12 protein-coding genes and 1 tRNA gene are annotated in these 13,844 nt (G+C 69.4%); 6 read left to right on the top strand and 7 right to left on the bottom strand.

Going from position 1 to position 13,844, the window contains the following annotated elements:
- Positions 1-17: 17 nt before the first annotated feature.
- The 4 genes from ACZ60T_RS05195 (at position 18) to ACZ60T_RS05180 (ending at position 3,610) form a co-directional block, all read left to right on the top strand.
- Complete coding sequence (locus ACZ60T_RS05195; RefSeq protein WP_469664529.1) at positions 18-989, top strand: NADPH:quinone oxidoreductase family protein; 972 nt, start codon at positions 18-20, stop codon at positions 987-989.
- Positions 986-2,167, top strand: a complete 1,182-nt coding sequence (locus tag ACZ60T_RS05190; RefSeq protein WP_469664527.1) for an acyl-CoA dehydrogenase family protein — start codon at positions 986-988, stop codon at positions 2,165-2,167. The genes ACZ60T_RS05195 and ACZ60T_RS05190 overlap by 4 nt, the downstream gene beginning before the upstream one ends.
- Complete coding sequence (locus tag ACZ60T_RS05185) at positions 2,164-3,261, top strand: acyl-CoA dehydrogenase family protein (RefSeq protein ID WP_469664525.1); 1,098 nt, start codon at positions 2,164-2,166, stop codon at positions 3,259-3,261. The genes ACZ60T_RS05190 and ACZ60T_RS05185 overlap by 4 nt, the downstream gene beginning before the upstream one ends.
- Positions 3,262-3,415: 154 nt before the next feature.
- Entirely contained in the window at positions 3,416-3,610 is a 195-nt protein-coding gene (locus ACZ60T_RS05180; protein ID WP_365629585.1) for a hypothetical protein, read from the top strand.
- 3 nt (positions 3,611-3,613) lie between these two features.
- On the opposite strand, the gene ACZ60T_RS05175 is transcribed toward ACZ60T_RS05180, so the two are convergent.
- The gene (locus ACZ60T_RS05175; protein ID WP_469664523.1) at positions 3,614-4,843 is read right to left on the bottom strand and encodes a phosphodiester glycosidase family protein; all 1,230 of its coding nucleotides are present in this window, start codon (positions 4,841-4,843) and stop codon (positions 3,614-3,616) included.
- Between the two features lie 283 nt (positions 4,844-5,126).
- On the opposite strand from ACZ60T_RS05175, the gene ACZ60T_RS05170 reads away from it, so the two are divergent.
- Positions 5,127-5,200 (top strand) — tRNA-Pro (locus ACZ60T_RS05170).
- A gap of 149 nt (positions 5,201-5,349) precedes the next feature.
- Here ACZ60T_RS05170 and ACZ60T_RS05165 read toward each other — a convergent pair.
- The 6 genes from ACZ60T_RS05165 to ACZ60T_RS05140 all read right to left on the bottom strand — a co-directional run bounded on the left by ACZ60T_RS05165 (position 5,350) and on the right by ACZ60T_RS05140 (position 12,790).
- Complete coding sequence (locus ACZ60T_RS05165) at positions 5,350-6,183, bottom strand: PIG-L family deacetylase (protein WP_469664521.1); 834 nt, start codon at positions 6,181-6,183, stop codon at positions 5,350-5,352.
- Positions 6,184-6,617: 434 nt separating this feature from the next.
- Positions 6,618-7,805 (bottom strand): Gfo/Idh/MocA family protein, encoded by a 1,188-nt coding sequence (locus tag ACZ60T_RS05160; protein ID WP_469664519.1) that lies wholly within the window; start codon positions 7,803-7,805, stop codon positions 6,618-6,620.
- 52 nt (positions 7,806-7,857) lie between these two features.
- Positions 7,858-9,507 carry a type 2 periplasmic-binding domain-containing protein gene (locus ACZ60T_RS05155; RefSeq protein WP_469664517.1) on the bottom strand — a complete coding sequence of 550 codons (1,650 nt, stop codon included), beginning with the start codon at positions 9,505-9,507 and terminating at the stop codon, positions 7,858-7,860.
- A gap of 63 nt (positions 9,508-9,570) precedes the next feature.
- The gene (locus ACZ60T_RS05150; RefSeq protein WP_469664772.1) at positions 9,571-10,497 is read right to left on the bottom strand and encodes a carbohydrate ABC transporter permease; all 927 of its coding nucleotides are present in this window, start codon (positions 10,495-10,497) and stop codon (positions 9,571-9,573) included.
- A gap of 23 nt (positions 10,498-10,520) precedes the next feature.
- Complete coding sequence (locus tag ACZ60T_RS05145; RefSeq protein ID WP_469664515.1) at positions 10,521-11,561, bottom strand: ABC transporter permease; 1,041 nt, start codon at positions 11,559-11,561, stop codon at positions 10,521-10,523.
- Between the two features lie 428 nt (positions 11,562-11,989).
- On the bottom strand, positions 11,990-12,790 hold the full coding sequence (locus ACZ60T_RS05140) for a DeoR/GlpR family DNA-binding transcription regulator (protein ID WP_365629552.1): 801 nt from the start codon (positions 12,788-12,790) through the stop codon (positions 11,990-11,992).
- Between the two features lie 165 nt (positions 12,791-12,955).
- Here ACZ60T_RS05140 and ACZ60T_RS05135 point away from each other — a divergent pair, with 165 nt between their 5' ends.
- Entirely contained in the window at positions 12,956-13,840 is an 885-nt protein-coding gene (locus ACZ60T_RS05135) for an SIS domain-containing protein (protein WP_469664513.1), read from the top strand.
- Positions 13,841-13,844: the final 4 nt, after the last annotated feature.

The following is a 13,844-nucleotide window of genomic DNA, read 5'->3' as shown; positions in this document are numbered from 1 at the left end:
CCCGTGGAGGCCCCGTAATGCAGGCATGGCGCGTGTACGAGAACGGCGAGCCGAGCGAGGTGATGCGGCTCCAGGAGGTGGAACGGCCCACGCCCGCGGACGGCCAGGTCCTGCTGCGGGTACGGGCCGCCGCCGTCAACTTCCCCGACGCGCTGCTGTGCCGCGGCCAGTACCAGATCAGGCCGTCGCTGCCGTTCACACCGGGCCTCGAGGTCTGCGCCGAGACCGAGGACGGACGGCGAGTGATCGCCAACCCCGCGCTGCCGTACGGCGGTTACGCCGACTACGCCGTCGCCGACGCCGCGGCCGTCCTGCCCGCGCCCGAGGCGTTGGACGACGCGGAGGCCGCCGCTCTGCACATCGGCTACCAGACCGGCTGGTTCGGTCTGCACCGCAGGGCCGCGCTGGAGCCGGGCGAGACCCTGCTCGTCCACGCCGCCGCGGGCGGGGTCGGCAGCGCGGCCGTACAGCTCGGCAAGGCGGCGGGCGCGACCGTCATCGGCGTGGTCGGCGGGCCCGACAAGGCCGCCGTCGCCCGAGCGGCGGGGTGCGACGTCGTGATCGACCGGCGCGCCCAGGACGTCGTCGCCGCGGTGAAGGAGGCCACCGGCGGCCGGGGCGTGGACGTCGTCTACGACCCGGTGGGCGGTGCGGCCTACACCCAGTCCACGAAGGTCATCGCCTTCGAGGGGCGGATCGTCGTCGTGGGCTTCGCGAGCGGGTCCGTACCCAGCCCGGCCCTGAACCACGCCCTCGTGAAGAACTACTCGATCCTCGGCCTGCATTGGGGCCTGTACCACGCCAAGAACCCGAAGCTGGTCCAGCACTGCCACGAGCAGCTCACCGAACTGGCCGCCCGGGGTGCCGTCAAGCCGCTGGTGAGCGAGCGGGTGCCGCTGGCCGACGCCGCGAACGCCGTGCAGCGTGTGGCCGACGGGACGACCACGGGCCGGATCGCCGTGCTGTCGGAGAACGGAGACGCCGTATGACCGATGCCACCGAACTGCGCGCACGCACACGGGAGTTGCTGACGGCGTACCCTCCCGCCACCACCGACCGCCTCGACTTCCTCAGGGCCCGCTTCGACGCCGGACTCGCCTGGGTGCACTTCCCCGAGGGCCTCGGCGGCCTTGGCGCCCCGCGCGCCCTCCAGGCCGTCGTCGACGCGGAGTTGGCGGCCGCGGACGCACCCGACAACGATCCGCGCCGGATCGGCATCGGCCTCGGCATGGCCGCGCCGACGATCCTCCGCTTCGGCACGGAGGAGCAGAAGCGCCGCTTCCTCAGGCCGCTGTGGACTGGGGAGGAGGTGTGGTGCCAGCTCTTCAGCGAACCCGGCGCCGGATCCGACCTCGCGGCGCTCGGCACCCGGGCCGTCCGCGACGAGGGGACCTGGGTGGTCAACGGCCAGAAGGTGTGGACGTCCAGCGCCCATGCGGCCCGCTGGGCCATCCTCATCGCCCGCACCGACCCGGACGTGCCCAAGCACCAGGGCATCACCTACTTCCTCTGCGACATGACCGACCCCGGCGTCGAGGTCCGGCCCCTGCGACAGATCACCGGCGAGGCCGAGTTCAACGAGGTCTTCCTCACCGACGTCCGCATCCCCGACTCCCGCCGTCTCGGCGAGATCGGCGACGGCTGGCGGGTCGCCCGGACCACGTTGATGAACGAGCGCGTGTCCATCGGTGGTATGCGCCTCCCCCGCGAGGGCGGCATGATCGGCCCCGTCGCGCAGACCTGGCGCGACCGCCCCGACCTGCGCACGCATGACCTGCACCAGCGCCTGCTGGAGCTGTGGGTCGAGGCCGAGGTCGCCCGCCTCACCGGCGAACGGCTACGCCAGCAGCTCGTCGCGGGCCAGCCGGGCCCCGAAGGCTCCGGCATGAAGCTCGCGTTCGCCCGCCTCAACCAGGAGATCAGCGGCCTCGAAGTCGAACTCCTCGGCGAAGAAGGCCTGTTGTACGACGACTGGACCATGCGCCGCCCAGAGCTGGTGGACTTCACCGGCCGGGAGGCCGGCTACCGCTATCTGCGCGCCAAGGGCAACAGCATCGAGGGCGGGACCAGCGAGGTCCTGTTGAACATCGTCGCCGAGCGCGTCCTCGGCCTGCCCGCCGAGCCGCGTACCGACAAGGACATCTCCTGGAAGGACCTGGCCCGATGACGACGCAGCCCGACCTGCTGTACTCGGAGGAGGAAGACGCGCTGCGCGCCGCAGTCCGGGATCTGCTGACGGATCACTGCGACCCGGCGGCCGTCCTCGCCCGTATCGCGTCGGACGCCCCGCACGACCGCTCGCTGTGGAAGACGCTCGCCCAGCGCATGGGACTCGCCGGGCTGCTGGTGCCGGAGTCCCTCGGCGGCCAGGGCGCCACGCATCGCGAAGCGGCTGTCGTACTGGAGGAGTTGGGACGGTCCGTCGCCCCGGTGCCCTATCTCACGAGCGCCGTCGTCGCGACCGAGGCGCTGCTCGCCTGCGGGGGAGAGGAGGCCGCCGGGCTCCTCGCGCGACTGGCGTCCGGACAGACCGTGGCGACTCTCGCGGTCGGACCGGCTGCCCGGCCGGGCAGCGCCCACCCGGTCGTACACCATGAACAAGGCGTGCTGCATGGCGAGTTGACCGCCGTGGCGGACGCGGCCGTAGCCGACGTACTGCTGGTCCCGGCGCGGGACGGCGGCCTGTACGCGGTGCACACGGACGCCGTGACCCTCACCCCGAAGGTGTCCCTGGACCTCACCAGGCCACTGGCCGCCGTCACCCTCGACGGGGCGCCCGGCCGCCGACTGACCGACGACGCCGGACCGGTCGTACAACGCGCCCTGCGTACCGGCGCCGGACTGCTGGCCTCCGAGCAACTCGGCCTCGCCGACTGGTGCTTGACCGAGACCGTGCGCTATCTGAAGGAGCGCAGGCAGTTCAACCGGCCGGTCGGAGGCTTCCAGGCGCTCAAACACCGGCTCGCCGGGCTGTGGTTGGACATCGCCGGGCTGCGCGCCGCCGCACGCAACGCCGCCGACGCGCTCGCCACCGGCAGCGAGGACACCGACCTCGCCGTGGCCGTCGCCCAGGCGTACGCGGCACCCGTCGCCGTACGAGCCGCCGAGGAGGCACTGCAACTGCACGGCGGGATCGGTATGACCTGGGAGCACCCGGTCCATCTGTATCTGAAGCGGGCGAAGTCGGACTCGATCGCGTACGGAACAGCGGGCGCCCATCGCGCCGCAGTGGCCGAACTGGCCGATCTGCGCGCGCCCTGAGGCTGCCCGACAGGCCAAGAGATGTGCGATGAGATGTGCCACGAGCGGGTGGAACCACACGTTCGGCGGACACGTCAGCCGCACGGACCAACCCTCCATTACGCCAAACTTGCGACCGAAAGCCGCAAAGCGGGTGTGGTGGAGGAGAACGACGATGGCCATTTCCATCTCTGTGGTGCTGCTGCTCCTGTTCTTCGCGGTGGTCTTCATGCGCAACGGCGGGTTGAAGATCTCGCACGCCATGATCTGCGTTCTGCTCGGCTTCTATCTGGCCAGTTCGAGCATGGCCCCGACCATTCACCAGGGCCTGGCGGCGACGGCGGACCTGGTCAGCGGCCTGCGCCCCTGACCCTCAGGGCGTGGAGAACACGCCGATCCCGTTCGGAACCGGGCGTTGGGCACCCTTGCTGGGGTGATTGCGTACGGTCGCCACGCGCGCCTTCGGGGCCCGGGTGACCATCGTGGTGGATCCGCCGCCGTCGAGGTTGAACCCGTCCGTGGCACCCAACTTCCTCAGCGTGCTGGCGAGTTCGGCGACGGTGAGGCCGCCGCGATACCGGGGCCCGCCGTCGAGGGCGAGGAGCAGCAGCCGGTGCCCGCTGTCCGTGATGCCTACGGCGGTGCGTACGGCGGACGTCGAGGCGTCGAGGCCGGACAGTGGTGTGCCGTGGCGCAGTACGGGGAAGCCGCCGACGGCGAAGGAGTACCGGACGCGGGACGTGGTCGCCACCAACCGGTGCTGCACCTGGGCCCGTTCGCCCTTGAAGAGTCCGCGTAGCGTCCGCGCTCCGGCCTCGCGGCCCACGAGTACCGTGGTTCCGGCCGGGATGGGCCCGCTGCCGGGCCGGGCGGCCGTGGCGACGATCCGGCCCTTCCTGATCGTCACCTCGTAGGTGTCCTTGCCGCACGGCGCGGCCCGGTGGCTGTCGGTGCCGCAAGTGGCCCGCCTGCGCGACACGCTGCCCCAGTCCGAGGTGTACGCCCCGATCGACCCCTGCGGCAGGGCGAACTGATTGAGCCCACCGAGCTTCAACCGCCCTCGCGGGGTGCTCACGGACCCGGACAGGGTGAGCCGGTCGAGCCGGGCCGTGCGGTCCGTGCCGACCCCGAGTACGTCCTTGGTACTCGTACCGGGCGGCAGGACGGGCCCGAACCGCTGCCCGTTCGGGACAGCGGCCTTCAGCGGGCGCCCGTCCGCGATCGCGGGCCCGTCGGACGCGCCGGTCGCCGCGACGCCCGGGTGCTCGCTCTCGGTGATGTCGAAGAAGTCACCGTTGACCCCCGCGACCGCGCGCTGTGCGTCGGCGAGCCGTGAGACGGTGGCCCGCGCCGCCACGGCCTTCGGACGCAGCAGCCCGACCCGTACCCGCGGATCGCGCAGATCGACGGTGAGCAGGTGCGCGCGGGCCACCCCCTTGGCCGCGGAGATGTCGAACTCGCTGTACAGAACGCCCGGCGCGATCGTCCGCGCCCGCGGTGCACCACTGGCCGGGCCCGCCCCCACGAGGGCCGCGCCGACCAGCACACTCGATACCGCGAGAGCCGTGAGCGCCCTGTCGATCCGCCTGCTCCGACGTGCCATCGCTCCCCCTGACGCCTCGTCAACTCTTCGGAGACCAAGGGGCAGCGCACCAGGCAGACCCCCGGACTGCATGCCCTTCGGGCACCGATGACATGGGAACGGGCGAGAGGAATCACCCCTTCGAGTGCTTCCACCCCAAGCCCGCCCACACTGCCCTCGGTTATGACATAGGCCACCCCGCCCAGGCGCCCTGCCCCGCGACGTCCGATGCGGGGTGAGATGCCCCGGCTCCGGTGCGGTAATGTTTACCTGCGCAGTCACGCGGGTCACCGCGAGAACGCATCGGGACGTGGCGCAGCTTGGTAGCGCACTTGACTGGGGGTCAAGGGGTCGCAGGTTCAAATCCTGTCGTCCCGACAGTGATGTCGGATGTTCCGTCCGCGGATCAGGGGCTCTCTTCGGAGGGCCCCTGACGCGTTGGTGGGGGTGGGCTGGGAGCCCCCGTCTGCTAGCGAGGGTGTGGCTGGGGCGCTGGGCGTCGTATGGGCCCCAGGAAGGCGGGCGGATCAGCGCAGGCCGGCGAAGAGGTCGTTCTCGGGCACAGACACGCCGGTGGTGTCCTGGACACGTACGAAGGTCTCGACGCCCATCAACTCGGTGAACCGTTTCTGGCCCATCTTGAGGAAGAAGATGTTCTCGCCCTGGCTGGCGTGTGCGGCCAGCGCATCGAGCTTCTGAGCGCCGAACGCGGTGGTATCCACCCAGGTGGTGATCTCCTCGTCGGGGAGTCCGATCTCGGCCATCGCGGCGGCCTCGGCGGGATCCGGCTCCTCCCGGTCCGCACCGAACTCGCGCATGATCTCCCCGAACCGCTGCATCTGCGAGCGGGGCGCCGTCGTCCAGTACACCTTCGGAGTCTGCGCGGTCATCGTCAGCGCCGCCATCGTGATGCGGTTCGCCTGGATGTGGTCGGGGTGGCCGTAGAAGCCGTTCTCGTCATAGGTGACGACTACATCGGGTCGGTGGCGGCGCATGAGTTCCGCGAGCCGGGCAGCGCCCTCCTCCACGGGTGTCTGCCAGAAGGATCCGGGTGCGTCGTTGGTCGGCCAGCCCATCATCCCGGAGTCGGCGTAGTCCAGCGTCTCCAGATGACTGACCTTCAGGATGTCGCAGCTTGCCTCGAGCTCTCGACGTCGCATCAAGGCGACGGCCGCCGGATCGTGCCCGGGATCGCCCGGCTTGATGCCGCCCGGTCCATCACCGCAACTGCCGTCGGTGCACGTCACGAGGACCGTGCGGATGCCCTCCGCCGCATACCGCGCGAGGACGCCTCCCGTCCCGGTGGCCTCGTCGTCGGGGTGAGCGTGCACCGCCATGAGCGTCAAGGGCCGGTCATTCATGAAAACAGTCCTCCTGTGCGGCAGGCCTCGGACCGAGTCCGGGGCAGGTGTGCAAGCGGTCGCCCCGAATCGGGTGATCGGGCGCATCGCGGGCCCTGGGGCTCCGGACCGCGTCGGTGCCGCCCACGCGGCGCCGGTACCTCGGCGAGTACAACGCTGCCGGAAGGATCGGTTGTTCCCGCCATGTACGCGAACGAGGCGCCTCACCACGTCGGTTGAGGGCCCGATCGCGGCCCGCACTCACCTGCCGAAGAAGTGCCGAGCGGAGTCGTGCTCTCTCCGGGATCCTCCTTGCTCCGCCCACTGAGTGTCCCGCGCGGTCCTCCGCGTCCAGACGTGATCAACCGCGCACGTACACGTGACCGTCTGTGTGCGCACGCAGGCGCGGGCGAACGCCTCCTCCGAGGGGCCCGCCCGCGCCTGCGCTGTGGCCGCTACTTCCCGGCGCCGCGCGGGAGTTGCCCGCCGTCGAAGTACGCCAAGAGCTCCGGGTCGAGCTTCGGAACGTCGTACGGCACGCCCCCTTCGCGCAGCGAGCGGGTGGCGAGCGCGCCCGCGGCCACGCTCATCCGGGCCGCGACCGGCGACGTGTCGGTGAGCCCGCCCTCGCGCACGAAGCGGCAGAACTCGCCGATGATGCGTTCGTCGGCGCCGCCGTGCGAGCCCTTCGCCTCGGGGACGCGGTACACGACATCGGCGTCGGAGCGGTAGCCGGTCGGGCCGGAGTTCCAGACGCGCACCTCGTCGCCGGGGCGGTCCCCGAAGTTCTCCAGGCGGCCCTCGGTCCCGATGACCGTGTAGTTGCGGAAGTAGTCGGGGCTGAAGTGGCACTGCTGGTAGGCGGCGATCACGCCGTTGTCCAGGCGCATGTTCATCACCGACACGTCCTCGACGTCCACCACGTGGTGGAGGTCCTTGCGCGCGGTCGGCGGCCAGTCGAACTCGCGCAGCCAGCCGTCGGGCCGCGGGGTGTCCGGCTCCCTGCGCGGCAGGTCGCCGTAGACCATCAGGTCGCCGAGGGCGTTGACGCGCTGCGTGTAACCACCGGCCAGCCAGTGCACGACGTCGATGTCGTGCGCGGCCTTCTGCAGCAGCAGCCCGGTGGTGCGCCGTCGGTCGGCGTGCCAGTCCTTGAAGTAGTAGTCACCTCCGTACGAGACGAAGTGCCGTACCCACACGGTCTTCGGCTCGCCGATGTCGCCGCGCGCGATGATGTCGCGCATCTGCCGGACGACGCCCATGTGCCTCATGTTGTGGCCGACGTAGAGGCGGGTGCCGGTCTCGTAAGCGGTACGCAGGATGGTGTCGCACTGCTCGACGGTGATACCGAGCGGCTTCTCGACGTACGCCGGCTTGCCCGCTTCGAGGGCGTCGCAGGCGATGGCTTCGTGGGTGTCGTCGGGGCTTGCCACGATGACGGCGTCGATCGTGGGGTCGTCGAGGAGGCACCGGTAGTCCTCGACGGCCACCGCTCCCTCGTACAACGCGGGTACTTCGGCGCGGATCTCGGGATCGAGTTCGGCGACCGCCGCCACGACCGAGCCCTTGCCGGGCCGATGCGCGGCGGTCGCCAGATTCCGTCGCAGTCCGAGCCCGATGACTCCGATACGCAAATCGTCCACGTGCGGGTGTCCTGTTCTGGGTTTGCTGTGCGTGGGAAGGTGCCGACGGGTGCTACTTGGCCGCGGCGATGGCCTGCTCGAACTCGTGGCGCATCGCGTTGCCCGCGGTCCGCTGCCACTTGGGCAGGATGTCCTTCTTGAACGAGGCCAGCGGCTTGCGGCCGGCGACGATGTCCTTGACGGCGGTGTAGACCTGGTCGCTCGAGGAGGCGCCCTTGTTCGCGTTGGTGTCCGAGAAGAAGCCCGTGGTCGGGTTGATCCTGGCGATCTTCATCAGCTCGACCTCCGTCTCGTGGACGCCGCGGGTGATGTCCGGCTTGCCGGGCAGGTAGAGGGTCTGCGGGGCGTTGCCGAAGAAGTTGATGGCCTGCCGGGTGGTGAGGACCTCGGCGTTGCCCTTCTTGTTCAGCACCACGTCGCCGTCCTTGGTGCGGTCGTAGTGGGTGCCTTCGAGACCGTTGTCCAGAAAGAGCCGCTCCTCGGTGCCGAAGGGGGCGCTCAAGTAGTTCATGATCTGGAGCAGGGTCTCGATGCGGTCCTTGCTCACGTTCTTGTTGATGGCGGTGAAGCCGACGGAGCCGTAGCCGTAGCCCCAGGTGGGGGTGATGCCCTTCTCGGCGGCGAAGGGGACGACGACCTTCTCCGGCCAGTCGTACATGTTGCTGTCGTTCAGGAAGCCCGGGAAGGACTGGACGTGCAGGCCCAGGAACCCGCCCTCCATCTTCTCCAGAGTGGTCGGCAGGTTCGGGTCCGGCCAGAACAACTGCGCGTTCTGGCACTTGAGGGCGAACTCCAGACCCGCGTGGAACTCGTCGGTCTCGAAGAAGTAGGTGAGCTTGCCGCCGTCCATGCGCCAGCCGTTGGGCGCGCCGTGCCAGTAGGAGAACTGGAGAATGTGGTTCACATACGAGGGCTCGAGGACGTACTTCTTACGCTTGACGTCGAGGAGATCCTTCGCCTTGTCGAAGAAGTCCTGGGCGCTGTCGAACTGCACGCCGCCGACCGGCTTCCAGAAGTCCTCGTTCGCGACGTAGACCTGTCCCATGCGGCCGTACGGGACGGCGAGGCCCCAGATCTTGCCGTTGAAGACGGCTGTCTTCCAGGCGAACTCGGGGATGTTGGCGAGGTTCGGGTACTTCTTGACCGCGTCGCCGGAGAGGTACCCGGTGAGGTCGTGGAATTTCGCCTCCAGGAGGGCCGGGACGTTCTTCAGGCCCTGGTTCGGCGGGAACCACATCAGGTCGGGCATGTCGTCGCCGGCGATGGTCGCGTTGAACTTCGCGCGGTAGACGTCGTCGGCGCCGAGGCCGTTGACGATCGTCATCTTCAGGTCGGAACCCAGGCGCTTGTTGAGCTCCTGCCAGTACGCGTTGCGGTCCATCGCCGGAGCCGCGGTGGTGAATGTCTCGGTCAGCGCGGTGACCGGCTTGCCGTCACCCGGCTTCTTGCTCACGCTGCGCACCGGGGACTTGGGATAGCGCAGGTAGGCGGGGTCAAGGCCCTGGGCGTTGCCCGGCAGGTCCGGGGCCGGGACGTTGGCGGGGACGTACGTCGGCAGCTTGAGCTTGGCCGACGCCTTCGCGCCGCCGCCCGACGCGGCGCCGGAACCGCAGGCGGTGAGGGTGCCCGCACCGGCGAGGGTGAGGCCGGCGATGCCCGCGGCGCCGAGGAATCCGCGGCGGTTGAACTCTTTGGAGGACATGGCTCTCCTAAGGAACACGGAACGTGGAGCGGATGAGGGTGACTGCTTGGGCCCGGTGACGGATCAGGCCTTGATGGCGCCGGTGAGCACGCCCTTGACGAAGTACTTCTGGAGGAAGGGGTAGACGGCGATGATCGGCAGCACAGCGAGGATCAGCACGGCCATCGACAGGGAGGTGCTCGCGGGCAGCACGCTCACGCCGAGCGCCTTCGCGTTGAACGTGTCGCCCTGCAGGACGTACGAGCGCAGGACGACCTGGAGGGGCAGCTTGTCCGGGTCGTTGATGTAGAGCATCGCGTTGAAGAAGCTGTTCCAGTACGTCACGGCGTAGAACATGCCGACCACGGCGATCACGGCCTTGGACAGCGGCAGCACGATCCGGCACAGGATGGTCAGCTCGCCGGCGCCGTCGAGGCGGGCCGCCTCGTGCAGTTCGTCGGGGATGCCCTGGAAGAACGCCCGTACGACGATGATGTTGAAGGCGTTGAGCAGGATCGGCAGGACCATCGCCCCGTAGGTGTCGAGCAGTCCGAGCTGGTCCACCACCAGGTAGTTGGGGATGATGCCGGGCGTGAAGAGGAACGTGCCGACGACGATCAGGAGCAGCGGCTTGCCCGCGAAGGTGCGGGGCCGCGAGAGCCCGTACGCGAGAGCGATCGTGCACAGCAGACTCAGCGCCGTGCCGATCACGGTGACACCCACGCTGACGAGCGCGGCGCGGGTGATCACGCCTCCGGAGAGGACGACGCGGTACGCCTCGAGGGTGGGATGCGAGGGGAAGAGGACGTAGCCGCCGTTCGCGGCGAGTTCGGCCTTGGTGGAGAGGCTGGTCCCGATGGCGAGCAGGAACGGGTAGCCGACCGCCACGATCATCGCGATGATGACGAGGAACTTGAGCGTCTGCGCCGCCGGGTTGGGCTGTTCCATCCATGCCGGGCGCTCGGTGGAGCGGCGGCGCTTCCTGATGCCGCCGCGGCTCGAGCGGGGCATCGTGGTGGATATGGGCTCGGTGCTCACTGGTAGACCCCCTGCTCGCCGAGGCGGTGTGCGACCTTGTTGGCGAGAACGATCATGACGAAGCCGATGACGCCCTTCATCAGACCGGCGGCGGTGGACATGCCCCAGTCGCCGTCGACGACGCCATGGAAGTAGACGTAGGTGTCGAGGACTTCGGAGGCGTCCGCGCCGACGTTGTCGCGCTGGAGGAGGATCTGCTCGAAGCCGACCGACAGGATGTCGCCGAGGCGAAGGATGAGCAGCATGATCATCACGGGCCTGATGCCGGGCAGCGTGATGTGCCACATGCGGCGCAGCCAGCCCGCTCCGTCCATCGCCGCGGACTCGTAGAGCGAGGTGTCGATGGAGGCCATCGCGGCGAGGAAGATGATCGCGCCCCAGCCGGCGTCCTTCCAGACGTTCTGGGAGGTGATCAGGTAGATGAACGTGTCGGGGTTGTTCATGATGTTGCCGACGTGTACGCCGTGGTCGTTCAGGTAGCTGGTGAGCGTGCCCGCGCCGCCGAAGACCTGCTGGAACATGCCGACGACCACGACCCACGACAGGAAGTGGGGCAGATAGACCACGGTCTGCATCAGTCGGCGGGTCTTGTTGCTGATCAACGAGTTGAGGAAGAGCGCGAGGGCGATCGGCGCGGGGAAGTAGAGGATGAGCTGGACGGCGCTGATCTCCAGTGTGTTCCAGACGGCCGTCCAGAACTCCGGCTCATCGAGGAGGGCCTTGAAGTTGGCCCAGCCGGTGAACGGGCTCCCCTTGAAGCCGAGGTAGGGCTGGTAGTCCTGGAAGGCGATGCTGTTGCCCGCGAGCGGCAGATAGAAGAAGACCGCGAAGTAGAGGATGCCCGGCACGCACAGCAGGAGCAGTGTCCGGTCCTTCCTCAGTCGCTCCCGTAGGGGCTGCCGACCGGTGGGCTTTCGCGCCCCCTTCGTGCTTGATGCGTTCTTGCTGCCCCACGTCCCGGGTTCCTCGGGCTGTTGGCCAGGCGGGATCTGGGATGTGGGCTTCGGTGATGCGGACGCAGCGGCCGACACCTTCACCTCCTGCGTCGAGTGGCGAGCGAGGGTTGAAATTCCTGGGGCCCTCGCGGGGGCTGCGGCCCGACGTGCGAGGTACCGGAATCTTTACGTCAATCCGCGGGTAGTGACAAGAGTTGTTTGCAAACTGTTTGAATCTTGCTGCTTCACGCATGCACGCGCAGGCAATGAACACCGCCGCAGCAGCCGCACCCAGGTGTGCGCGGCCGCAGCAGCCGCGCACACTTGGGCGAAGCGGTCGGTCTCTGTCTGACGGCAGCGGCACCACGCAGGCCGGCCTGCGCCGACACCTTCTTCGTGGCTCTCCCGGACTTCTCCGGGGCACGAGGCAGCGCAGGGGTGGGTGGTGTGGACACCGGGTCTCAGTGCCCGGAGGCGAGCGAACCCCGACTGGGCCGCTGACGCGGCGGCAGCCCGGGGCCCGGAGCGCGTCAGACGGCGATCACCGTGACGCCCGCCTCGGTGAAGCGGGCGGAGGACTCGGTGGTGATACCGGTGTCGGTGACCAGCACGTCGACCTGGCCGAGGCTGCAGACACGGGCGAAGGCCCGCTTGCCGATCTTGGAGGAGTCGGCCGCGACCACCACCCGCTGGGCCCGCTCGGCGAGCAGCCGGTTGGTCCTGGCTTCGCCCTCGTGGTGGACGTAGGCCCCGCGCTCGATGTCGATCGCGTTGACCCCGAGCACGGCGATGTCCAGGGTGATCTCCTCAAGCACCCCGTTGGCCAACGGGCCGGTCAGCTCGTAGGACTGCGGCCGGGCGACACCGCCGGTCACCACGATCTTGATCTGCGGGCGGACCACCAACTCGGCCGCGATGTTGAGGGCGTTGGTGACCACCGTGAGGGCCGACGGACGCCCCGCCCCGATCGTGGTGTCGGTGGCGATGTCTGCCCGCACCGCGAGCGCACGGGCCACCTCGGTGGTCGTGGTGCCGCCGGTCAGCCCCACCACCTGGCCCACTGCCACCAGATCCGCCGCGGCCCGGCCGATCCGCTGCTTCTCCGAGGTATGACGCGCCGTCTTGTAGCGCAGCGGCAGCTCGTAGGAGACCCCGTGCGCGACCGCGCCACCGCGGGTACGGGTGAGCATCTGCTGCTCGGCGAGCTGGTCCAGGTCGCGGCGGATGGTCGCGGCGGAGACGCTCAGCGCGGCGGCGGCGTCCTCGACCTCCACCCGCCCGTTCTGGGCCACCAGCTCCAGCAGCGCGCTCCACCGGGCATCCCTGGACACGGGCACTCTCCTCACTCTGCGGCTTTCCGCCGCCAAGGGTCGCACAGAGCCTCACCCTCAGTGGCAGTCTGCAACGGCAATGCTTGATCTTGATCATAAGGCCCGGCTATCGTGCGTAAACGAGCATTGAAAACGAGTATTGATCACCCAGGACGGAGTGCAGAGATGTCCCATGTCGAGGTTGAGACAGCCAGCCAACCGGAGTGCTGGCGACGCGCGGCAGACCTGGCTCCCTCCCTGGGAGACACGCTGCCGGCAGCGGGCGAGCGGATCGCCGTCGTCGGCTGCGGCACCTCGTTCTACATGGCCCAGGCCTACGCCGCGCTGCGCGAAGGCTCCGGCCAGGGTGAGTCCGACGCCTTCGCCGCCTCGGAGTTCCCCGGCGGCCGCGGCTATGACCGGGTGGTGGCCCTGACCCGTTCCGGCACCACGACCGAGGTGCTGGAGCTGCTGACGCGGGTCCGCGGCACCACCCGCACCTCAGCGATCACCGCGGACCCCGAGACCCCGGTGATGACGGCGGCCGACGACGTCATAGTCCTCGACTTCGCCGACGAGCGGTCCGTGGTGCAGACCCGCTTCGCCACCACCGCCCTCACCCTGCTGCGCGCCCATCTCGGCCTGCACACCGACTCCGTCGTGAGGGACGCGGAGACCGCGCTGGCCGAACCGCTGCCCGAGGGCCTGGTCGGCTGTTCGCAGTTCACCTTCCTCGGCCGGGGCTGGACGGTCGGCCTGGCCAACGAGGCCGCGCTCAAGATGCGTGAGGCGTCGCTGTCCTGGACCGAGTCCTACCCGGCGATGGAGTACCGGCACGGCCCCATCAGCATCACCACCGACACCACCGCCACCTGGATGTTCGGCGAGGCCCCCGAGGGTCTCGCCCAACAGGTCCGGGGCACCGGCGGCCGCTGGGTGGAGGGCCGACTGGACCCGCTGGCCGAACTGGTCCGTGCGCAGCGGCTGGCGATCGCGGTGTCGGCCGCCCGGGGCCTGGACCCGGACAGCCCGCGCCATCTGACGCGCTCCGTGATCCTCGCCGACGGCTGACCAC

The organism is Streptomyces sp. NPDC104371 (genome assembly GCF_055583785.1).
This window is presented reverse-complemented; position numbering and strand designations above follow the sequence as displayed.